Consider the following 22946-nt stretch of genomic DNA (forward strand, 5'->3'; position numbering starts at 1 on the left):
TGGTTATGTCACGTGCATTTAATGTTGCGGTATTAGGAGCAACCGGACTGGTTGGCCAACAGATGATTGAAATTCTAGAAGCACGTGGCTTTCCTGTGGCTGAACTGTTTCCATTAGCCAGTAGCCGTTCGGCAGGTACCCAGGTGCAGTTTCGTGGCGAAGAGATTACCGTGCAAGATGCCGACACCTTTGATTGGAGCCAAGTTGACATTGGCTTCTTCTCTGCCGGTGGAGCGATTTCTCGCATGTACGCACCACGCGCTGCGGATGCCGGCTGCGTGGTGATTGATAACACCTCTGAATTTCGCTACGAAGCAGATATTCCACTGGTGGTGCCAGAAGTAAATGCCCATGCGTTGGCCGATTTTCGCAATCGCAATATTATTGCGAATCCCAATTGCTCAACCATTCAGATGTTAGTCGCGCTGAAACCTATTTACGATGCGGTAGGCATTGAGCGTATCAACGTGGCGACCTATCAGTCGGTATCCGGCGCAGGTAAAGAGGCTATGGACGAGTTAGCCCAGCAAACGGCAGCGTTATTGAACGGGCGCCCGGTAGAAGTTGAAACCTTTAGCCGTCAAATTGCTTTTAACTGCATTCCACAAATCGATGTGTTTTTAGACAACGACTACACCAAAGAGGAAATGAAAATGGTGTGGGAGACGCAGAAGATTTTTGGTGATGAAAACGTACGCGTGAATGCCACGGCAGTGCGGGTACCCGTTTTCTTTGGCCATGCCGAGGCTGTGCATATAGAAACCATGCAGCCGATAGATGCCGAGCAAGCAAAACAGTTGTTGCGCGCTGCGCCCGGGGTTATCTTATTGGAAAATAATGAAGATTTTCCAACCCAAGTAGGTGATGCGGCAGGTCATGACAGTGTCTTTGTCGGCCGCGTACGTAATGATATTTCTCATCCGCAAGGGCTGAATTTGTGGGTGGTGGCTGATAACGTACGTAAAGGTGCGGCGACCAACAGCATTCAAATTGCGGAATATTTGATTCGCGATTATTTGTAGTCAAACCTCGTAGCATGGCTATCGATAATAATAACAAGAGTAAATGAGGGATCTAGTCAATGAAACGGAACATCAAGCGTAGCTTGTTGAGTAGTGTAGTAGCAGCGTTGGCAATCGCTGGCGTCGCGGCGCAGGCGAGCATCGTGCCAAGCTCTATTGCGCTTGCTGGACAGGCGCAGACCGCCTCTCGTTGGCAAGCTGAGCGCTTTGGCCCTATTGTATCGAGTGATACGCTGTGGACCATTGCTATGTATTACAGCGACAAGCGCGATCTCAATGTGTACGAGATGATGGACCTCATCATTGAAGCTAACCCGCGGGTGTTCCCGAATGGCCTTGCTGACCATATGTTGGATGGGTTTTATCTAACCATTCCCACGGATGGCATGGTTGCCACGACCGAGGTTACAGTCGCTAAGCCAAAGCCGACTGCGGGGGATAACTCAGCTCAGTCGGCAGCAAGCCAAACAAGCCAAGCCGCTGCTGCAGGTGGTTTAGCCCCTAGTGAACTGGCTGGATTACGCAATCAGCTGGCCCAGTCGATAGAGTTAATTGAACAACTGCAGCGCCAAAATCTTGAGTTGCAGGAGCGTTTGTTAGCGGTCACTGAAGAGCTCGGTGAGCTGCGCTTAAAAGTTAATGCAGAGCAACAAGCAGAAGCTGAGTTACAACAGCAAATCAGTGCGGAAGTGACAGCTCAACGACAAGAAAGTGCTACCACTGAAACTCCTGCAGATGCAACTGCAGCAGCGTTGCAAGCGGCGGCATCAGTAGCTGCGGAGCAATCAGAACAGGCCAATCAAGCTGTGCCCATCCAACAACAGCCACCAGCCCCAGCTAAACCAAGTTTATTGGCTTGGTTAATGCAGCCACTGCATCTGTTACTGGTGGTAGGGGTACCATTACTGCTGGTGTTGTTATTTGGCTATCGTTTTTATCGACAACGTCAACAGCAGCAATCGAGTCAGTATAAAGGTGCATTAGATGCTGCTGCCAGAGAGCAGCAATCGGCAGCGGCCGCCGACAGTGCTGCTGCGGCCAGTGCTGTGGCGGGGGGCACTGTTACAGATGCCGCAAGTTCGCAAGTGGCGCCAACCTTGGAAACTGTCCCCAGCGCCTTTGAAGAAGCCGAGCAAGCAGCGTTAGCAGCCGGAGTCACCGCCTTAGCAGCAGATGCAGCTCAAGCTGATGATGCAGCCGAGCCGGCGGCCGAGAGTGCTGATGAGAGTGCAGCTGAGAGTGCAGCTGAGCTGGCCAAAGAGCAGGCTGAAACTGACGCCGCAGAAACTAGCTTAGAACAGTCATTACAAGACTTAGATGCGGAACTAGAATTCACTCCCCAAGCAACCGCAGCGCAAGATTCATCAACAGCTGCCGAGCCTGATGCCGAGCTGGAAACCGAACTTGATGCCGAGCTAGAAACCGAACTCGATGCCGAGTTGGAAACCGAACTCGATGCCGAGCCTGACGATTTGGATGCGGAGCTAGAGGCTTTGTTTGCTGAGCAAGATGCGGTGCTTACGGCTGCGGCAGAGACTCGTGGTGAGGCTGAGCTAACTGCTGAATCTGCTGCGGAAAACCTCATTGAGTTTGAGTTGGAGGATTCAGATCTGTCGGCGACGAAGTCTGCGGAGCAGGAGCCCGATGACGGTAGCTACGTGGATCAAGAATTTGGTGATAGCGCCTATGCCGGAAAAGCTTATGGCGATGAAGCCTATAACGAAAACCAGTATCAACAAGAATACCAACCGGCCTCGCTCGTTGAAAGCGATGATGAGGATCTTGCTGCCTTGCTGGAACAAGCCGAGGATAGCAACGAGCCTAGCAGGCAAGATGACCCAGTAGGCCAAACTGAATACGATTTATCGCAACAAGATTCAGACGATGACTACTTAGCGATCGAGCAGCTCTTGGAAGAAGCGGAAGCCGAGGGTGCCAATGACTTTTCACACACCCTCTATGAGAGCGAAGCCGGCAGCTTGCCCACCGGTGAAGACACCGCACTGAATCACCTGGATTTAGCCCAAACCTATTTAGACATGGGTGATTTTGCTGCTGCGCGGGCTGAGTTATTAGCTATTGATGCCAGTACCGATGAAGATTTGCAGCGTGAAATCGCTATGCTGCAGCAACAGATAGATGAACAGGACGGTGCATGACCGAGCAAGGTAGTAGTAGCGGAACCAGCCGCATAGCCTTAGGGATTGAATACGATGGCAGCGCTTTTTATGGCTGGCAACGACAACGCGAAGTTATCTCAGTACAGCAAGTACTTGAACAAGCGTTAAGCAAAGTGGCTAATCATCCGGTTGAAGTCACCTGTGCCGGACGTACCGATGCAGGGGTGCATGCGACCGGACAAGTGGTGCACTTTGATTGCCAGTTCGAGCGCGCTATGCCGGCCTGGACCATGGGCGTGAATAGCAATCTACCAGCGACCGTGGCCGTGCGTTGGGCGCAACCGGTTGCGGATGATTTTAACGCACGCTTCAGTGCGACCGGACGGCGTTACCGCTATATTATTGCCAATGGCCGTTATCGGCCGGGTATCTTAGGCCAGGGCTTAAGTCATTATCACCAGCCGTTAGATGTAGCTCGTATGCATGACGCCGCGCAAGGGCTGCTAGGCGAGCATGATTTTAGTTCGTTTCGTGCCGCGCAATGCCAATCTCATTCACCGAATCGGTGTGTGACCCACATTCAAGTGCAACGCTTAGGCGACTTTGTCGTGGTCGATATTGCCGCCAATGCGTTCTTGCATCATATGGTACGTAACATCGTTGGCACCTTGCTGGAAGTAGGCAAAGGTAGCCAAGCGGTCGGGTGGCCAGCCCAGGTGTTAGCGCTAAAAGATAGAACCCAAGCTGCGGCTACAGCGAAGGCCGAAGGATTGTATTTGGTGCAGGTAGATTACCCCGCCCACTTTAACTTACCCCAAGTAGAGCCTGGGCCCTTATGGTTACCAAGTGCGGTGGTATGGGGCTGACGGCTAACAGTTAAGACCACTTTTTGCTAAACTAGTAAGCACGAATGTGCTTTAATAGCGCCATTAAATTATTGAGACAAGCGAATTACTATGAGCTGGATTGAGCGAATTCTTGCAAAACCAAAGAGCAGCAAAAAGCGTGAAATTCCCGAGGGAGTTTGGGCCAAATGCAGCAGTTGTGATGCCATTTTGTACAGCGCTGATTTAGAGCGTAGCCTGAATGTCTGCCCTAAGTGTGATCACCACATGCGGGTATCGGCGCGGATGCGGCTTAAGCACTTTTTGGATGAAGGTAAAGTTACCGAGATTGGTGCTGAGCTTGAACCGAAAGATGTGTTGAAGTTTCGAGACTCAAAAAAATACAAAGATCGTATTGCCGCTGCGCAAAAAGCTACGGGTGAGAAAGATGCCTTAGTTGCGCAAAAAGGTACCTTAAAAGGTATGCCGGTGGTGGCTGTCGCGTTTGAATTTGAATTCATGGGTGGTTCTATGGCATCCGTGGTTGGTGCGCGTTTTGCTGAAGCAGCCAAGGTGTGTTTGCAAGAACGGATTCCATTGGTGTGTTTTTCAGCATCAGGTGGCGCTCGTATGCAAGAAGCCTTACTGAGTTTGATGCAGATGGCAAAAACATCAGCGGCGTTAGCGCGCATGAGCGAAGCTGGTTTACCCTACATTTCGGTACTGACAGATCCAACCATGGGTGGCGTATCAGCTAGTTTGGCCATGTTAGGTGATGTGAACATTGCAGAGCCCAAGGCTCTGATTGGTTTTGCTGGGCCACGAGTGATTGAGCAGACGGTACGCGAGACGCTGCCAGAAGGCTTCCAACGCGCCGAGTTCTTACTCGACCATGGGGCTGTTGATATGATTGTTGATCGGCGCCAAATGCGAAATACCATTGCGTCCTTGTTGGCCAAGTTCCAAAACTTACCGGCTGTAGCCGACGAATATTAAGCCTATGACACAGCTTTCTGTTCCATCCACATCAGCCGGGCTTCATGCCTGGCTGACTTATTTAGAGCACTTGCATCATCAAGCCATCGACATGGGCTTAGACCGAGTGAAGCAGGTTGCTGAGCAACTCAATTTATTGCAGCCAAGCGCCAAAGTGATGACCGTTGCTGGTACTAACGGTAAAGGTTCGACGGTGCGTTACCTCGAAACTATCTTACGCGCGGATGGCTATCAAACTGGCGTCTATATTTCTCCGCATTTGCATCGCTATAACGAGCGCGTGCGTATTAATGGCGAACAACTCAGCGATGCTGAGCATGTGGCGGCTTTTGCGGCAGTAGAAGCTGCTCGGGGCGATATTTCGTTAACCTATTTTGAATTTGGCACCTTAGCGGCATTGTGGCTGATGCAGCAACGTAACCTCGATGTTTGGGTGTTAGAAATAGGCTTAGGAGGCCGCTTAGATGCGGTGAATATTATCGACGCGGATGTTGCTTTGCTGACCAGTGTGGGGATCGATCACGTTGGCTTTTTGGGGGCCGACCGGACTGGTATCGCACGAGAAAAAGCAGGTATTTTTAGACCCCATCGTCCGGCTATTTGCGGTGAACCTGATTTGCCAGCGGCCGTAGTAGAACAGGCTCAAGCCCAGCAAGTTCAGCTGCAGCGAGTCGGCTATGAGTTCTTCTACAAACCACAAGATGCGCAGCACTGGCAGTTCCGCAACAGTGAAATACAACTGCTTGATTTGCCGTTACCACAATTGCCTTTACCAAATGCAGCCACGGCAGTAGCTGCTTTAGCAGCGTTGCCGCTACCCGTTACTTTAACCGCCATTAAGCAAGGCTTAGAGCAGGCGCGTGAACCGGGGCGGTTACAGTTTTTAGCAGCCACGGCACAGCGCTCCGCGGATACCTTACTCGATGTGGCTCATAATCCCCATGCTGCCGCCTACTTAGTGGAAGTGCTGCGTCAGCGTTATCCTGAGCGCCCCGTGTTAGCCGTGGTTGGGATGCTGCAAGATAAAGATATTGCCGGCACCCTAGCGACCTTACAGCCGCTGGTTGCCCAGTGGTTCTTTGCCGATTTGAGCGAACCACGTGGTGCGCGAGCTGAGCAACTGCAACAACAGCTGCCGAGCACAGCTAACGTGGCTGGCTGTTTTGCCGATGTGGCAAGTGCCTATGCCGCCGCTCTAGCTGCCGCTGCACCCGCGCCCGAGGGGAGTAACCAACAACAACCGCTGGTATTGGTTTGCGGGTCGTTTTACACTGTGGGCAAAATAGCAGATACGGAGTAACTGATGGCGTCGCAATTGCAAAACCGGTTAGTGGGGAGCGTTATTCTGATTGCGCTTGCGGTAATTATTTTACCTGAATTGCTGGATGGCAAGCCACCGCAGCAACAAGAGCAATTTGAGACGATTCCGTTGCAACCCGAAGTAGCAGTCACCAGTACCCCGGTAGCGGAGATCCCAACGGAGCAATTACCACCCTCGTTGGATGATGTAGCGACCGTTGAGTTAACCGCCGACACGGCACCGACGCTCAACCAATCAGCACCGGCGAGCAGCACTCCAGCAGTGGCTCAACCACCCAGTGCCGCCGCATTAAAAGAGTCCGGTTGGGTTATTCAACTGGGAGCGTTTCGCAATCAGCAGTCCGTTGACCAATTGGTGGCTGAACTACAAGCCGCTGGTTACGCTGCTTATCGCGAGCAAGTGGCCGGCAGCCAAGGGCCTCTACATAAGCTTATGGTAGGCCCGAAGTTAGTGAAAAGTGAACTTGAACAAGATCTACCAAAACTCAAACAAATCACCTCACTCAACGGTAAAGTGGTGCGTTACCAACCCTAAGGCTACCGTTTAATAACAACAATAATGGCGCAAAACCGAATCAAATCTGGTATAATTCGCGCGCCAAAAATAGCTAAGGAATGCAGTTATGAATTGGTTTGATATCACCATTTTAGCCATCATTGGGCTGTCTACGCTAATTAGTCTTAGTCGTGGTTTTATTAAAGAAGCGATGTCGCTGGCAATCTGGATTGCCGCATTTTTCATCGCCAAATTTTTCTATTTAGATTTAGCAGTTTATTTCACTGGTATTGAAGATGAGATGCTGCGCAATGGTGCCGCTGTGGCTGCTTTATTTGTGGCTACGCTGATTGTTGGAGCGATTCTAAACAATCTGCTGGGGCGCTTAGTAGTAGGCACAGGTTTAAGTGGCACTGACCGTTTGCTCGGCGCCGTTTTTGGGGCGCTGCGTGGGGTGTTAGTGGTAGCGGCGTTATTGTTCTTTTTAGATTCCTTTACTGGTTTCGCCCAAGCCCAATGGTGGGTTGAGTCTTCGTTGATTCCTCACTTTGGCATTGTGATTGAATGGTTTTTTGAATACCTAGAGAAAACTTCAAGTTTTCTCCCCTAACTCAATAAATGAGCGCAGTAAATAGGCGCAATCAATGAGGTTGTTATAGCATGTGTGGCATAGTTGGTATTGTTGGTAAAGACCCAGTTAATCAGGCCTTGTACGATGGTTTAACGATGCTACAGCATCGCGGTCAAGATGCCGCCGGCATCATGACGGTAGACAACAACACCTTGCGCTTGCGCAAGGCGAATGGTTTAGTGCGAGATGTGTTTCACACACGCCATATGCACCGGTTAACGGGGCGGATCGGGATTGGTCATGTGCGTTATCCAACCGCAGGTAGCTCCAGCTCGGCCGAGGCTCAACCTTTTTATGTGAACTCGCCGTTTGGTATTGCCATGGCGCATAATGGCAACCTCACCAACGCGCAAGAATTACAACAGCAGTTGTTTGAGAAAGCTCGCCGCCATATTAACACCACCTCTGATTCTGAAATTCTTCTCAATATTTTTGCCCACGAACTGTACCAACAAGAAAGCCTACAACTGACCGCAGAAGATGTGTTTGCCGCGGTAAGCCGAGTGCATCGACAGATTCGTGGCGCTTATGCTGTGGTAGCCATGATTATTGGCCACGGCATGGTCGCGTTTCGTGACCCATGGGGCATTCGACCGCTGGTATTAGGTAAGCGTGATACCGCTAAGGGCCCTGAATATATCGTTGCTTCTGAGAGTGTTGCCGTAGACGGCACTGGCTTTACTTATGTGCGTGATATCGAGCCGGGTGAAGCTGTTTATATCAGCGAAGATGGCCAGTTGACCTCGCGCCAATGTGCGGATAACCCACAGCATTGCCCTTGTATCTTTGAATACGTGTACTTTGCGCGTCCTGATTCTTTTATTGATAAAGTGTCGGTGTATGCCTCACGCGTTAACATGGGTCGCAAGCTAGGTGAAAAAGTGAAACGAGACTATGCTCACTTAGACATCGATGTGGTGATCCCGATCCCTGAAACCAGTTGTGATATTGCGCTAGAGATGGCTAATATTTTGGACCTGCCGTATCGCCAAGGCTTTGTTAAAAACCGCTACATTGGCCGTACTTTTATCATGCCAGGGCAAACCCAACGACGTAAATCAGTGCGCCGCAAGTTGAATGCGATTAGCGCTGAATTTCGTGGGAAAAACGTGCTGTTGGTAGATGATTCAATTGTCCGTGGTACCACATCTGAGCAGATCATTGAGATGGCCCGTGAAGCTGGCGCGAAGAAAGTTTATTTTGCCTCGGCCGCCCCAGAGATCCGCTTCCCGAACGTGTATGGGATTGATATGCCAAGCGCCAATGAACTGATTGGCCATGGTCGTGAAGCTGCGGAGATCAACGATTTAATCAAAGCCGATGGTTTGATCTATCAAGAACTGGACGATTTAATTGCGGCAGTTCAAGAAGAGAATCCTGCCATTGAGCAATTTGAGACCTCGGTCTTTAACGGCAAGTACATCACTGGCGATATCAACCAAAGCTACTTAGATCGTCTTGATGCAGCCCGTAACGATATTGCTCGTGGTGGCGATAATAGTGCTGAAGATGCTAATTTAGAGCTACATAATGAGCTTGATGACGAGTAAGTGCTGATAACAAGTTCGAGAAAAAAGCCATGATGTTTCATCATGGCTTTTTTTATGGCTGCTGCTTAAACAGCTTGGGTTTAAACAGGTGCTACTTAACCAGATAGCCCTTACAACTGGAACGGATACACCGAGCCAAGTTTTAAGATTTGGGTGAGCTCATCTAACGCTGTCCGAGACTCGGTGAGTAACTGTGGATCACTTAAATCAGCCACACTCAGTTCATCGCGATAATGTTTATCGACCCATTGGTTCAGACGGGCAAATAGCTCATCGTTCATCAGTACCGCTGGGTTTACCGCCGCTAGTTCAGTATCATTCAAAGCAACTCGTAAACGCAGACAAGCAGGGCCACCGCCGTTGCGCATGCTTTGTTTTACATCAAAATAATGCACTTGGCGAATCGGGGTATTGCGGGTGACTAATTCTGCCAAATAAGCAGCAACCCGCGGGTTCTCTTGACACTCAGTTGGAGCAATAATAGCCATATGACCGTCTTGCATGGTTAACAGCTGGGTGTTGAATAAATAGGTTTGTACGGCATCTTCAACGGATACTTCATTGGTGCTAACTTCAATGAAATGGACAGGTTCGTCGCCAAATTTGCGCTGAATTTCGGCGAATTTCTGCTCTGTATCCAAAAACGCTTGCTGGTGATAAAAGAGCACGTTCTGGTTGCCCACTGCAATCACGTCATTATGGAACACGCCTTGATCGATAACGGCTGGGTTTTGCTGAATAAAGACCGTATTCTCGTCGCTTAATCCATGCAACCGTGCGATGGCTTGCGACGCCTCAAAGGTTTGCCGCGCCGGATACTTTTGTGGCGCTGGCTTGCTGCTATCAAAGGCGTACCGGCCAAAGGTGAAAATCTCCACTCCAGCATGACCGTAGTTACTGCACAAACGCGTGTGGTTAGCGGCGCCTTCGTCTCCAAAATGCTCGTTATCAGGCAAGTGAGTGTGGTGCTCAAAGTAGCGACCATTGTTAAACATCGCCTGTAAAATACGACCGCTGGTTTGAGGCTCTAAGCTGCGGTGAAATTTATTGGTTAAATTAGCCGGCGTAAAGTGTACCTTGCCATCGGCCGTATCAGCACCCGGCGACACGGTAGCGGCGTTGGCGGTCCACATGCTTGAAGCCGAGCACACCGCTTGGAAAATCTGCGGGGCTTGGCTGGCGGCACGGATTAACACCTCGCCATCTGAACCACTAAAGCCTAAACGTCGTAAGGTAGCAATATCAGGGCGTTCTTGTGGCGCCAGGACACCTTGCACCATACCCATATCGTGCAGCGCTTTCATTTTGGCTAAGCCTTGTTTAGCCGCTGATTTGGGGCTAGAGGTTGCTTTAGCATTGCTCAACGACGCCACGTTACCAAAAGATAACCCAGCGTAATTATGAGTGGGGCCGACGAGGCCATCGAAGTTTACTTCAACGTGTTTCATGCTTAACGAAACCTCCATTGCGGTTGCAAGTGTTCATTTGCGGAGTATTATACCCACTAAATAGCTTAGGTGTAAGTGCTGTAGCCCTTGAATTATCTGGCGTTTCGGGCTGTTTGCATGTTTATACTTAAAAAATGATTGTTTATTTAATTTGCATTCGGTGGTTGTGAAGTGAATGCGAAACGGATATATCTAAAAAAAGAACCCGGTAAATCACCAATACATAGAGAGTCGCATGGCAAAAGCGCTAGTTATTGTCGAGTCCCCCGCGAAGGCCAAGACAATTAATAAATATTTAGGGAATGATTTCATTGTGAAATCGAGTGTAGGTCACGTGCGTGACTTGCCCACTCGCTCGGTAGCCACGGTAAAAACTAAGCCGGCTGCAGAAGTTCGCAAAATGTCGCCTGAAGCAAAAGAAGCTTATCGCCAGCAGCGTGAGTTCGCCAAGTTGGTGGCGCGTATGGGTATTGACCCTGAACACGGCTGGCAAGCACACTATGAAATCTTACCCGGCAAAGAAAAAGTAGTTGCTGAGTTACAGAAGCTTGCCAGCAAAGCCGATGCAATCTATCTCGCAACGGATTTGGACCGCGAGGGAGAAGCCATTGCTTGGCACCTACGTGAGTTAATCGGTGGCGATAAACAGCGGTTTCAGCGGGTGGTGTTTAACGAAATCACCAAAAAAGCCATTCAAGAAGCGTTTTCGAAGCCCGCCGAGGTCAACGAAGATCGCGTGCACGCCCAACAAACCCGTCGCTTTTTAGACCGCGTAGTAGGTTTTATGGTGTCACCCTTACTGTGGAAAAAGATTGCCCGCGGCTTATCGGCCGGACGGGTGCAATCGGTAGCAGTGCGCTTGGTTGTGGAACGTGAGCGCGAAATCAAAGCTTTTATTCCTGAAGAGTATTGGGATATTTACGCTGATTTAAACACAGCTGCACAAGCTGAGCTGCGAATGCAGGTGCAGAAACACCTAGGCAAGGCCTTTAAAGTCGGTGATAAAGCCGCAGCCATGGCGGCAGTTGATGCGCTGCAAGGTGCGCAATATAAAGTGATGGAGCGTGAAGATAAGCCGACCAGCAGTCGTCCATCGGCACCTTTTATCACCTCTACGCTGCAGCAAGCCGCCAGTACTCGGTTGGGCTTTGGCGTGAAGAAAACCATGATGTTGGCGCAACGCTTGTATGAAGCCGGTCACATCACCTACATGCGTACCGACTCAACCAATCTAAGTAGCGAAGCGGTAGCGAGCTGTCGTAGCTATATCGAGAAACAGTTTGGTGGCGACTACTTACCAGCCAAACCTAATATGTACGGCTCCAAACAGAATGCGCAAGAGGCGCATGAAGCTATTCGTCCATCAAGCGTCACGGTTAAATCAGAGCAGTTACGTGATATGGAGCGCGACGCTCAGCGCTTGTATGAACTTATTTGGCGGCAATTTGTTGCCTGTCAAATGACTCCGGCACAATACGATGCGACTACCATTACGGTGGCCGCTGGTGATTATGAATTGAAAGCTCGAGGCCGCGTGATGAGATTTGCGGGCTGGACCAAAGTGCAGCCACCGGCAGCGAGTAAAGCGAATGATGATGCGTCGTTACCTGATGTTAAAAAGGGCGAAGTGTTAGCATTGCAACAGCTAGATCCACAACAACATTTCACCAAACCACCGGCGCGTTTCAGCGAAGCATCCTTGGTGAAAGAACTAGAAAAACGCGGTATAGGTCGTCCATCGACCTACGCTTCAATTATTTCGACCATTCAAGATCGCGGCTACGTACGAGTCGAAAACCGCCGGTTTTACGCTGAGAAAATGGGCGAAATCGTGAATGACCGGTTGGTGGAAAACTTCTCGCGGCTACTCAACTACAATTTCACCGCTGAAATGGAACAGGCGTTAGATGATATCGCTGAAGGCAAGCGCGATTGGACCGAGACGCTCGATAATTTCTACAAAGAATTTAAAGCCAAGTTAGAGCAAGCCGAATTAGATCCAGACGAGGGCGGCATGCGCACCAATCAGATGGTGCTAACGGATATCGACTGTCCAAGCTGTGGCCGCAAGATGGGTATTCGTACGGCGAGTACCGGAGTGTTCTTGGGCTGCTCAGGTTATGACTTACCTCCAGCGGAACGCTGTACGCAAACCTTAAACTTGTTACCAGGTGAAGAAGCAGTCAGTGTCAAAGGCGACGATGACGAAGCCGAATCGCTCGCCTTACGAGCGAAAAAGCGTTGTCCTAAGTGTGGTACTGCCATGGATAGCTACTTGATTGATAAATCACGCAAGCTGCACGTATGCGGTAACAACCCAGCCTGTGATGGGGTGGTAGTTGAGCAGGGTGAATTTAAAATCAAAGGCTACGATGGTCCGGTGTTAGAGTGCGACCGCTGTGGCAGTGAAATGCAGCTCAAAACCGGCCGGTTTGGCAAGTATTTTGATTGTACTAACAGTGAGTGTAAAAATACTCGTAAATTACTGAAAAATGGTCAACCAGCGCCGCCGAAAGAAGATCCGGTGCCATTCCCTGAGTTGCCATGTGAAGACTCAAGCGCTTACTATGTGTTGCGTGACGGTGCTTCTGGGGTATTTCTGTCGGCCAATACCTTCCCTCGTTCACGTGAGACGCGGGCGGTGAAAGTAGCGGAATTACAACGTTTTAAAGATCGTATTCCGAGTAAGTTTCATTATCTTACCGAAGCCCCAGCAAAAGACGATGAGGGGAACGAGGCGATTGTCCGCTACAGCCGTAAGAACAAAGAGCAGTATGTGATTACCGAAGCGGATGGCAAGCCGACTGGCTGGCAAGCCTTTTATCGTGACGGCACGTGGAGCGTACAAGAAGCGAAAAAGCGTAAGAAATAAACCCTAGGTAAATCATATATTTACCACTTGTTGGCAGCAAGCCCCTCAGCTACATTGAGGGGGTATCACAAACGGAGGTGATACGTTGCCGACAAGGAGGTTCCATGGTCTATGTACCATATCGGGCGAAAGTCCAACTGGTCGCCGCTGCATTCAGCATCATTCTGAGCTGTTTGTGGCCGGCGTCAGTAAACGCCAGTAGCTGCCCTAGCTACGCGTTTACGGTGGCACCACCCAATGCAGTTAATCATCCCTATTATCCAGCTCCTACTGGGGTATCCATGGTGTTTGCCGCGGGCCTAGTACGGCCGCAACTCGAGCAATACTTGATGGATTACTTTGCGGTGCGCTGGATTGACTGGCAAATTGCCGCCGATTATCGCTGGGCGGCCCCTTTTCAACTTCATGCTCCCGATCATCCGCAACTGCTTGAACAACTGCTGAGCTCAGCAGCACTGGCGGTTACCATTTTTGCCAATCAAGGAGCCTTGGTCAGCTATCAAACGCCGGCTGCTGCCGCTAATGCAGCGCCCCCGCGCTGGCCGCAACCGGCAGCACCACAACCCCGTCAATATTATGGCCGCACAGGAGTGCTACGATGAAATGGCTGATGTTAGGTTTAACCGCAGTGCTACTAAGTGGGTGTCAACTACCAGAAGATAACTACCAACAGCATAAGCAGCAGGCGTTGCAAGCTTTGGCGGCAATGGATGGACAGCAGTACGGTGGGCGCACCGCAGTTCAATACGGTAATCCCTACTACCCGATTCGTGAGTTGCCAACACCTTACCGGCAAGGACCTGTGGCTTATCCGGGCAATGGCTATCCGATGCCGGCTGGCAATCAACCGCCTCAGCCACCGCCCGGACTTGCTGGGCCTTATGCTGGACCCTATGCCGGGCCTTATGCCGCGTCCTCGGCTGGCTCTTTAATAGGTGCACCACAACAGCTGGTACCGGCGTGGCATAGTGCCCCCGTCACCTTGCGATCCAATGGCTTAACTGCCGCAGCAGTGATGCAGCAGGTGTTAGCTCCCCATCAGATTAGTGCACACTTTTTGGGGCCGGAGCTAGGTCAGCAGGTGGTCAAGCTTAATTATCAGGGCACGTTAGGTGGCTTACTGGAGCAGATGGCAGCGCATACGGGCTGGCATTTACAGCAGCAACCACGGCAAATTTTATGGAGTGAGTTTCAAGTTGAAGAGTTTGATGTTGCCTTTTTGGCGGGCGATACCAATTACTTTCTTGGTAACAAAGATGCTGAGCAAACCAGCACCAATAACCAAACCGCAGGAACCAACAGCAACAATGCCTTTAATGCCAGTGGCGGTAGTCAGCAATACTTGAACTTTAGCAGCCGCCAATTATCCGTTTGGAACGATCTCGAGCAAGCACTTAGCTTATTGCTCTCTGAACAGGGCAGCTTATCTATCAATCAAAGTTCAAGTTCGGTGTTGGTGCGAGATTATCCTCATCATGTTGCGCAAGTGCGGCACTACTTGGCACAGCAAAATGAGCGGCTAACCCGGCAAGTATCGATTGATGTGCAAATTCTGGAAGTGACTTTTAATGATACCGAGCAGTTTTCTGTAGATTGGCAAGCTTTGGTTCAGACCGCTGGTGGCGAAGGTATTTTAGGGCTTTCTAGCGCTAGCTTTGGCGGTGGCAACGGAACTCAATTAATGTGGCAGCAGCAACAGGGCAAAGCGGCAGGGTCGTCGGTACTTATCGAAGCATTAGAGCAGCAGGGCGTGGTGCGCATCAGTAATCATCCGCGCTTGATCAGCTTAAATAATCAAATCGCCAAAATTGTGCTGGAAGATAACGCCAGTTACTTAGCCGCGTCTGGGAGTACCAGCACACCAAACGTTGGAAGCTCACAAGTGTTGCAGCCAGGTTTAGTAACTACTGGCTTTGAGTTATACGTGTTGCCTAGCATCCGTGCCGGCGAGGTGATATTGCAGTTGTCTACCGAACTATCAGATTTAGAACGGATTGATGAAGTACGCTCGGGTGAGCAAATTATCCAAACACCTCATACCAATCGCAAAAAGTTCTTTATGAAAGCCATGATTGAAGATGGCAAAACCCTGTTGATGAGTGGTTTACGAAATGAGCGTAATAGCATTCAGCAGCAACAGAGTTGGTTGAGCCTAATGTTAGGTGGCGCCAATAGTAGCCAGCATCGCCGTAGCGAAACCATTGTGCTGTTAACACCGAATATTGTGCAGCGAGGTTACTAATGTTGGTGAGTGGCTGGCGGCTTGAGCTATGGCGTCGACAATCAACTGAGCAAGCGCGCATTTTACAATGGCTGGGTGAGGCCAGACAGCAGGGCTTTAGTCATTATGGGTTGTATCAAGTGGGGCAGTGCTATTGGTTAAGTTGTACCGGCGAGGCCAACGTAGGCGATGCCGTAGCTCATGTGCATCAGCAGTTAACTAGCACGCAAGACCCCAGTTGGGTGGTGCTGCAGGTGGTGGGTGAGCAGGTTTGGGTGATAGCTTGGCGCGAACAAACCTTACTGTGCGCTTTGGCGATTGATTTAGAAGCCAACCCGAATAGCTTTCTGTTTGAACTTACCGCTACCTGGTTAGCTACTGATGGCATGCAGTGTCAATTGATGTTAGCCGGTGAGATGGCGCAACAACGCTGGTTAACAGCACCCTGGCCGGTAAGCCCGCAGGTGTGCGATGAGTTGTTTAATCAAGCGCCAAGTAAAGGCCAGCAGCTGTTAAATATCCGCAAACCGCCACCTTGGCTACGGCGCAAAGTAGTGGTGCTTAGCGCCACCATAAGCTTGTGCTTAGCGCTGTTGTTGGGTTGGCTGTTATGGCCGACAACGCCGTCCGAAGCTGGCTTGGATAGCCATCCGCAAGCGCAACAGCGGCCGCCGATGGCGGGGGTGCAACTGGCTAGTATGGCAGCCTTGCCCCAGCAATTATTGCGTTGGAGCTATGTGGCTGGCTGGAAAGTACAGCAATGGCAGTTTAGTGAGCAACAGCAGCAACTGCATGTGCAGCAGGGGTATGCCTCGATGGCCGACCTGCGGCAACAGTTACAGCCGATTTGGTTTTATCAATTAGGTGCCGTTGCTGGCAGTGCCCAACCGGGGCTGTTACTGACCGCCAACGTCCCCAGTGCCTGGCAGCAAGAGCCAAGCTTGGCCAAGTTGGCGCCATCGTTGGCTTATCTGGAAAGCAGTTTAAGTGAACTACAGCAATGGTTTCCGCAGGCGCAATTTAAAGTGGCAGCGGTACAAACCGATGGCTGGTATCAGTGGCAGCAGGTACAGGTGCAAGTGTTAGGGTTTGACCCCTTATTGTGGAGCAGTGCCGGTGCTAAGGCGTGGCGGCAACTGCCCAGTGAGCTGAGGTTGGTAGCAGCCTCGGCCAAGGCCGATGGATTATTATGGCAACTGCAATTGGAGTTGCGCGCATACGCTCATGGAGGGCAAGCACATGGTAGGGATTACGATTAGTTTATTGCTGGCGCAACAATTGCTAACAGCACCACCATCGACAGCGACCACCAGCTCCGTTGATGCCGTTCACGTCGTTGAACCCGCTGAACCCACTGAAGCCTTTGATCCGGCTCCAGGCTTGATTGAGCAGTTGCGTTACAGCGAGTTAGAGCAACGGGTGGCCGAAACCGAAGCCAAACGATTGCAAACCCAGTTGCAAATCGAGAAAGCCAAGCATGCCATTGCCGCCTTACAAAAGCCCGCAGCTAACCCGGGTAATCGGGTTACTGAACAACTGAGTAGCATCATTTTGGTGGGCTTTATCGAAGCTGTGGATGGCGTCAAGGTGGTATTGCAAGAGCGTGGTCAGTGGTTGCTGTTAACCCCAGGTGAGCGAGGTGCCCATGATCTACAAGTTGAGGTGCATGAGCAGCAGGTGCGCTTAAAACGTTACGGCCACTATCGCGACATCCCACTACCGCAGGGGTGGTGAGCCATGTTAATGCTACCGGAAGATCAAGTGCTGCAATGTCAGATTTTCTTGCCCAGCTTAACCGAGTGCCTGCGTATCAGTGAGCGTCCGCAGCAACCGGATAACGCAGTGTTAGTTACCAACGAAGGGCTATTGCTATGCAGCCTCGTAGCTTGGCAAGAATCGGCGTTGGAGATCATTAACTTACTTCAATTTACCTATCATCAAGGCTTGCAAGTAAGGCTGCGGATGTTAGCACCGGCGCGAGCCATTCGGGCGGCTTTGCATGATGCCTTGGCGCAAACCCAGCAAACCAGTGCACATGCGAACCAGCCCTTGGATCAAACACGGGCGCAGCAGGCCCTCGAAGATTTAGTGCAACAGGCGTTGGTGATTTCGGCATCTGATATTCATCTGGTATTTACCCCATGCCAAGCTTTACTGGCGTTTCGCGTGCATGGGCGCTTGATTGGCCAGGCCGAACGCAACAGAGAAACCATGGCGGCCGCTATTGCGGCGTCGTTAAACACTCGCTCTGATGACTTTCGTGAACTGTTTGATGAGCAACGTCTATCGGCAGCCAGTATTTCTATTACCGTAGCGCATCAGAATCAGCCCCAACGGATCCGGTTGCGGGTGCAAAAATCGCCCACCCGCGATGGGTTTGCCGTGACCATGCGGTTGCAGAACGAACAGCAACGGGTAGTCGAGCTTGGGCAGTTGGGGCTCACCGCCAAAGTGCATCGACAACTGCTGGAGTTATTGTTGCAACCGGCTGGCATGATTCTGATTGCGGGGCCTACCGGGCAGGGTAAAACCACCACTTTGGCAGCTATCAATTGGGTGATCCCGCGCACGGCTAAGGTGATTTCCCTCGAAGATCCGATTGAGATTATTCAGCCTCACATTGAGCAAAAGCCGGTTATCGCTGACCACGCCGAACTTAACTTTGCCAATATGGTGAAGGTGGCCTTGCGGGAAGATCCAGACGTGATATCGATTAGTGAAATTCGCGACGCCGCAACTGCTAAAGCGGCTTATACCGCAGCACTGACAGGGCATTTAGTTACGGCAACGGTGCACGCCCACGATACCTTTGGAGTGTTGCAACGGTTACTGGATTTGGGCTTAAGTGCTGAGTCGCTGGCGCAAGTAGGGGTATTGCGTGGGATTCTGGCGCAGCGCTTGCAAAGTACCGTGTGTCAGGCATGCGTTGCGCATCCGCAAGCACCCTGTGCAGTGTGTCATGGTGCTAGGGTGAGTGGTCGGCAGCTGTTAACCGAGTTTTTGGTGATTGACGAAAAGGTGCGTTTGGCGCTGCGTCAAGGTGAATTGGAACAGTGTCGCAAACACTTGCTCGAGCTAGGCTGGTTGAGTTTAGAGCAACAGCTGGGCGAGACCCTAGAGGAGCCGTTATGCAACGCTTAAGCAGACCGCGACAGCTGGCTTTTCTCGAAGATTTTGCGTTAGGGCTAGCCGATGGTTTAAGCCCATTGCAAACCTGTATTGGATTAGCGGAAAACGCTAAGCAGCAAGGCCTACGGGCGGAATACCAACTGGTACAGCAAATCATCGCGCAACTGAATGCCGGCCAGCCACTAGGGCCAGCGTTGCAGGGTAGTTTTGCCCAAGATCTAGTGATGCTGATGGCCGTTGGCGAACATAGCGGCGTGTTAGATCAGTTACTGCAACGGCAACAGCAGTTTGAACAACAACGTTATGCCGCCCTACAAGCGTTCTGGAAGCCGCTCCTTTATCCACTAGCAATGTTGGCCTTGGCGCTACTGGCTTGCGTTTTTATTGGGCAGCAAGTGATGCCGAAACTAGCCGCCGCGTTACCCCCTGAGCAGTGGCCGCAACTGAGTGGATTGCTGTTGCAACTTAGTCATGGTCCGGCGGTGCCGTTACTCCTGCTAGCGGTGCTGTTGGTGTTATTGGCCTGTTGGGGCCCAGCGCTGCTGATTGATTTAAGCCGATGGTATTGGCGGGCGTTGGCGCAGAGAGGCTGTTTTGTTATTCGCCGCTATTTTGATGCGGTATTGCTGTTGCAAACCGTCACTGTGCTGTTGAAAGCAGGGATGAATCTGGATCGCGCTATCTTGGCGATGCAAGCCTATAGCAATAGCTCAATGGATTGGCATTTAGGCGTGATTCGGCAGCGCTTAGCCCAAGGTGAGCGACAGTTAGCAGTGCTGTTTGATACCGGACTGTTGTCGGCGCGCATGTTGTTTCGGCTAAGTAATGGCAGTCGCCAGGCCAGCGAACAAGGCACGTTGCTGCGGGTGGCTGAGTATGCCACCCAAGATGCGGTGCGGGCGTTGGGGCGGCTACGAGTACTGCTACTAGGATTTTGCTACGGCATGATTTTTATGGTGTTGGTGGTGGTACTAGGCGGTATGGGAGCCATGCTGATGACAGTATCCCAGCAGCATATCTAAGTTCATTAAGCAGGGTTACAGCGTGAGGAGGATAAGCAACAGGAACGGATAGCAACAACCATGAAACTATCAGATAAGCGCCAAGAACGTCCTTAAGGACCTTTGCGGTTTCGTTGAAAAACAAGGAGCAAGTGATGCGTAAGCAACAACAAGGATTTACTTTTATTGAAGTGTTAACCGTTTTATCCATTATTGCGTTAGCTACGGTGGGCACGCTCGCCTTGCGAGATTGGGCGGTGGGGAACTCACGCATTAGTGAGGCTAAGACTCAGATTATAACCATTCAGGCAGGTGCCCAGCTGTGGCGACCTCGTAGCGGCGATTTAACCGGCATTAGTTTGGCCGCCATGTCCGGTATTGCGGCAGTGCCGCAGCAGTGGGGCAGTGGTACTGCGATTAATCCTTGGGGTGGCGATGTGACAGTTGCTGTTGATGGAACTGATACCTCACGTTATGTGATTACTCTGACAGGAATTGATACGGATGCTGAAGGAGCTCGCCTAGCGCATGATTTTACTGAATATGCAGTTCAATCAACATTTACAAATGGAACATTAATCTTAGGTTTCCAAGGCTAACCCCATGCTAACCAGTCACCTGCGCAGCCATGGTTTTAGCATGATTGAATTGGTGCTGGCGCTAGCCTTGCTGGCGGTGCTTGCTAGTGCGGCAGTGCTGGGGCTGCAGCACTGGCGTCAAGCAGCGTTTAAGCAAGACCCGCCGTGGTCGGATGCGCAGCTGTTGCAGTTACAGCAACAGTTGCGCGCCCATCGCCAGTTTCTACTGGTGCGGGCGGCGTTGGTTGATCCAACCTAATCCCCAAGGAGTGCCACGAATGAAATCAACGGACTTGAACAGCGGCCCCTTAGCAGCGCCAATCCTCGGCGGCGCTGAGGTAATAGTAAGACTACCGCTGCGGGGCAGGTCTAGCCTTGGCTTTGTGCTGTTAGAGGTGATCATTGCGACCGTGTTGCTGGCAGCTAGTTTGCTGGTGTTTGCTCAGTGGCAGCAGGTGCAACAACAGCAACAGCAGCGCCATCAATGGTTAGCTGATACTGAACGCTTACAGCAAGCGGTACGCAGTTACTGGAGTGATACGGGGCAACCGCCGCCATCCTTTGCGCAGTTACAACAGCATGGGCACTTGCAGCAGCTAACCACGCCGTGGCAGCAGCCTTGGTTGCTACAGCCGCAGCAACGTTATGTGCAATTACGCTTAACCGCACCTAGTGCGGCCGCCGCGAGCTGGTTAGCTGGCCAAATCGTGGGTGCCAGCGCCAATGCCGAGCAGGTGCTGGTAACTGTGTGGCAGCCAGCGCAGAGCTACCATCCGGATAGTCCTTACCTTTATCGAGTGGCGATTGCTGATGCTCCGCAACTGAACCAAATGCATACGGATCTCGATCTTCGCCAGCATAACCTGCAGGGGATTGATCAACTGCGCGCCAGCGCTTGGTATGGGCAAAGCCTAAGCGCACCAGAGGCACAACTGGTGCAAGTGCAAAGTGAGCATGGCCATTTCACCATGGTGACAGCAGCGCAAGCGGTGATTGGTGGGATTAGTATGGAGCAGGTCTGGCAACGCATTACTGAGTATCAGCAACTATGGGAGTTGTGTGTGGCCCGCGGTGGCTGTCAGGGTTAGCCAGCGCCGTAACCAACCAGCAAGGAGGTAACAATGCGAACCAAGCAAACGGGGCAAGCCATGCTGGAGGCGCTGTTGGCATTGCCGATTATTCTCGTGGTGTTACTGGGGCTAGTACAACTGATTTGGGTATTCTGGACCATGCACACACTGCAAACCGGCTCTCATTACGTGTTGCGTAGCGGAGTCTTGCAACATGGCAGCCTGGATAAGATGAAGGATACCCTAGCGACGGTGATGGCGACCACTCAAATGCAGTATTTTGACGCGCCGGCTAGCGATAGCGAGGGTGCAGCGCCTGAATTTGACGACAATGACTTACGTTACGCAACCCTTACCGAAACCCTAAAAATGCGTGGCTACCTGGAGTTGGCGGCGCGCATTCAAATTCATAATCCTACTGCGGCGATGCAACGGCAATTGAGTGAACGCCGTTGGGACACGCGCAACTCGCGCTGGGTGCAAGAGATAGCTATTGATCATCCGCAAGTGCGGCTGGCGGAAGCGCGCGATGCGGAAGCTTGGCTGGCAGCGCGGCAGTTACAGATAGAAATTTGGTGGTGCATGCCGCTGGAAGTTCCCATAGTCGGCAGCATGATTGCGGCAACGGCCCAGTGGTTTCGTAGTGACAGCCAAGCCTTCTGTCGCTTACGGGGAATGGCTCTTGATAAGCCGATGTGGGCGTTAAAGGTGATGGCAGAAGGGCCTATGCTAACGGGTTTTCGCACCCGTTAGCAAAGCTGATAGACCCGCCGCTAACAGCGGGCTTTAGACTGTTATGCTGAGGTGGTTACCGGCGCATGCCAAGTGTCACAAGCTTGCAGGGTATTTTGCATCAAGGTTGCGACTGTCATTGGGCCCACGCCACCTGGTACTGGGGTAATGTAAGCAGCGCGAGCCGCGGCCGCAGCAAACTCCACATCGCCCACTAATTGACCGGAAGGTAGCCGGTTAATGCCGACATCAATGACCACCGCCCCTGGTTTAATCCAAGCACCCGGAATAAAGTTAGGACGGCCCACAGCAACCACGAGAATATCAGCGCGTTCAACATGGCTTTGCAAATCAGTGGTGAATCTGTGACAGACAGTGGTGGTGGAGCCGGCTAAGAGCAGTTCTAGGCTCATCGGTCGTCCGACAATGTTTGACGCACCAACCACAACCGCATTCTTACCATAAGTATCCAGTTGGATGGATTCGAGCAGTGTTATCACGCCGCGCGGGGTGCAGGGGCGTAAGGCCGGGTTTCGTTGCGCCAAGCGTCCCATGTTGAAGGGGTGAAAACCATCGACATCTTTAAACGGATTAATGCGCTCTAACAAAGCTTGTGCGTCTAATCCTTCCGGTAACGGCAGCTGTACCAAAATGCCATCCACCGAAGCATCTTCATTAAGTTGATCGATGAGAGCTTCTAACTCGGCTTGAGTGGCGCTAGCTGGTAGGTCATAGGCTTTAGAAATGATGCCTACTTCTTCACAGGCGCGGCGTTTGCTGCCCACATAAACTTCAGATGCTGGGTCGTTACCTACCAACACTACCGCCAGCCCCGGAGCTCGATAGCCAGCGGCTAGACGTGCTTGCACGCCAGCTTTTACTTGGTCACGAACCTGTTGGGCAACTTTTTTACCGTCAATATTTTGCGCTGTCATA

Annotated in this window: 21 protein-coding genes; 19 read left to right on the forward strand and 2 right to left on the reverse strand. The window is 51.4% G+C overall.

Going from position 1 to position 22946, the window contains the following annotated elements; all coding sequences use genetic code 11:
- Positions 1–5: 5 nt before the first annotated feature.
- From ACQ661_RS03610 to purF, 8 genes are all read left to right on the forward strand, one after another.
- Positions 6–1022, forward strand: coding sequence for an aspartate-semialdehyde dehydrogenase (locus tag ACQ661_RS03610; protein ID WP_431667662.1), 1017 nt, complete (start codon positions 6–8; stop codon positions 1020–1022).
- A 59-nt stretch (positions 1023–1081) separates the two neighbouring features.
- Positions 1082–3181 carry a hypothetical protein gene (locus tag ACQ661_RS03615; protein ID WP_431667663.1) on the forward strand — a complete coding sequence of 700 codons (2100 nt, stop codon included), beginning with the start codon at positions 1082–1084 and terminating at the stop codon, positions 3179–3181.
- Complete coding sequence (truA, locus tag ACQ661_RS03620) at positions 3178–4008, forward strand: tRNA pseudouridine(38-40) synthase TruA (RefSeq protein WP_110074849.1); 831 nt, start codon at positions 3178–3180, stop codon at positions 4006–4008. Before ACQ661_RS03615 ends, truA begins: the two co-directional genes overlap by 4 nt.
- Before the next feature lie 90 nt (positions 4009–4098).
- Positions 4099–4962 carry an acetyl-CoA carboxylase, carboxyltransferase subunit beta gene (accD, locus tag ACQ661_RS03625; protein WP_110074848.1) on the forward strand — a complete coding sequence of 288 codons (864 nt, stop codon included), beginning with the start codon at positions 4099–4101 and terminating at the stop codon, positions 4960–4962.
- A gap of 4 nt (positions 4963–4966) precedes the next feature.
- The gene (folC, locus tag ACQ661_RS03630) at positions 4967–6262 is read left to right on the forward strand and encodes a bifunctional tetrahydrofolate synthase/dihydrofolate synthase (RefSeq protein WP_431667665.1); all 1296 of its coding nucleotides are present in this window, start codon (positions 4967–4969) and stop codon (positions 6260–6262) included.
- 3 nt (positions 6263–6265) lie between these two features.
- On the forward strand, positions 6266–6817 hold the full coding sequence (locus tag ACQ661_RS03635; protein WP_431667666.1) for an SPOR domain-containing protein: 552 nt from the start codon (positions 6266–6268) through the stop codon (positions 6815–6817).
- Positions 6818–6905: 88 nt separating this feature from the next.
- A complete protein-coding gene (locus ACQ661_RS03640) occupies positions 6906–7388 on the forward strand; it encodes a CvpA family protein (protein ID WP_313932459.1) in 483 nt (160 codons plus the stop codon).
- Between the two features lie 50 nt (positions 7389–7438).
- Entirely contained in the window at positions 7439–8959 is a 1521-nt protein-coding gene (gene purF / locus ACQ661_RS03645) for an amidophosphoribosyltransferase (protein WP_110074844.1), read from the forward strand.
- Positions 8960–9069: 110 nt separating this feature from the next.
- On the opposite strand, the gene astB is transcribed toward purF, so the two are convergent.
- The gene (gene astB / locus ACQ661_RS03650; protein ID WP_110074843.1) at positions 9070–10407 is read right to left on the reverse strand and encodes an N-succinylarginine dihydrolase; all 1338 of its coding nucleotides are present in this window, start codon (positions 10405–10407) and stop codon (positions 9070–9072) included.
- A gap of 235 nt (positions 10408–10642) precedes the next feature.
- Here astB and topA point away from each other — a divergent pair, with 235 nt between their 5' ends.
- The 11 genes from topA to ACQ661_RS03705 all read left to right on the forward strand — a co-directional run bounded on the left by topA (position 10643) and on the right by ACQ661_RS03705 (position 22031).
- Complete coding sequence (topA, locus tag ACQ661_RS03655; protein WP_431667667.1) at positions 10643–13279, forward strand: type I DNA topoisomerase; 2637 nt, start codon at positions 10643–10645, stop codon at positions 13277–13279.
- Between the two features lie 104 nt (positions 13280–13383).
- Positions 13384–13881: a hypothetical protein gene (locus ACQ661_RS03660; RefSeq protein WP_110074841.1), complete on the forward strand. Its 498-nt coding sequence runs from the start codon at positions 13384–13386 to the stop codon at positions 13879–13881.
- On the forward strand, positions 13878–15521 hold the full coding sequence (locus tag ACQ661_RS03665; RefSeq protein WP_431667668.1) for a hypothetical protein: 1644 nt from the start codon (positions 13878–13880) through the stop codon (positions 15519–15521). Before ACQ661_RS03660 ends, ACQ661_RS03665 begins: the two co-directional genes overlap by 4 nt.
- A complete protein-coding gene (locus tag ACQ661_RS03670; RefSeq protein ID WP_110074839.1) occupies positions 15521–16759 on the forward strand; it encodes a hypothetical protein in 1239 nt (412 codons plus the stop codon). The genes ACQ661_RS03665 and ACQ661_RS03670 overlap by 1 nt, the downstream gene beginning before the upstream one ends.
- Positions 16740–17234, forward strand: a complete 495-nt coding sequence (locus ACQ661_RS03675; RefSeq protein WP_110074838.1) for a hypothetical protein — start codon at positions 16740–16742, stop codon at positions 17232–17234. The genes ACQ661_RS03670 and ACQ661_RS03675 overlap by 20 nt, the downstream gene beginning before the upstream one ends.
- Before the next feature lie 3 nt (positions 17235–17237).
- A complete protein-coding gene (locus ACQ661_RS03680) occupies positions 17238–18641 on the forward strand; it encodes a GspE/PulE family protein (RefSeq protein WP_431667669.1) in 1404 nt (467 codons plus the stop codon).
- Positions 18629–19651, forward strand: a complete 1023-nt coding sequence (locus tag ACQ661_RS03685; RefSeq protein WP_153825810.1) for a type II secretion system F family protein — start codon at positions 18629–18631, stop codon at positions 19649–19651. Before ACQ661_RS03680 ends, ACQ661_RS03685 begins: the two co-directional genes overlap by 13 nt.
- Before the next feature lie 134 nt (positions 19652–19785).
- A complete protein-coding gene (locus ACQ661_RS03690) occupies positions 19786–20229 on the forward strand; it encodes a type II secretion system protein (RefSeq protein ID WP_431667670.1) in 444 nt (147 codons plus the stop codon).
- 4 nt (positions 20230–20233) lie between these two features.
- Complete coding sequence (locus ACQ661_RS03695; protein WP_110074834.1) at positions 20234–20467, forward strand: prepilin-type N-terminal cleavage/methylation domain-containing protein; 234 nt, start codon at positions 20234–20236, stop codon at positions 20465–20467.
- Positions 20468–20486: 19 nt separating this feature from the next.
- Positions 20487–21296 carry a hypothetical protein gene (locus ACQ661_RS03700; RefSeq protein WP_431667671.1) on the forward strand — a complete coding sequence of 270 codons (810 nt, stop codon included), beginning with the start codon at positions 20487–20489 and terminating at the stop codon, positions 21294–21296.
- Positions 21297–21329: 33 nt separating this feature from the next.
- The gene (locus tag ACQ661_RS03705) at positions 21330–22031 is read left to right on the forward strand and encodes a TadE/TadG family type IV pilus assembly protein (RefSeq protein WP_110074832.1); all 702 of its coding nucleotides are present in this window, start codon (positions 21330–21332) and stop codon (positions 22029–22031) included.
- A gap of 41 nt (positions 22032–22072) precedes the next feature.
- Here the strand turns inward: ACQ661_RS03705 and folD are convergent, their stop codons facing one another.
- Entirely contained in the window at positions 22073–22945 is an 873-nt protein-coding gene (gene folD, locus ACQ661_RS03710) for a bifunctional methylenetetrahydrofolate dehydrogenase/methenyltetrahydrofolate cyclohydrolase FolD (RefSeq protein ID WP_153825807.1), read from the reverse strand.
- Between the last annotated feature and the right edge of the window lies 1 nt (position 22946).

It is taken from the genome of Pseudidiomarina sp. WS423, assembly GCF_050750165.1.
Taxonomy (GTDB): Bacteria; Pseudomonadota; Gammaproteobacteria; order Enterobacterales; family Alteromonadaceae; genus Pseudidiomarina; species Pseudidiomarina fusca.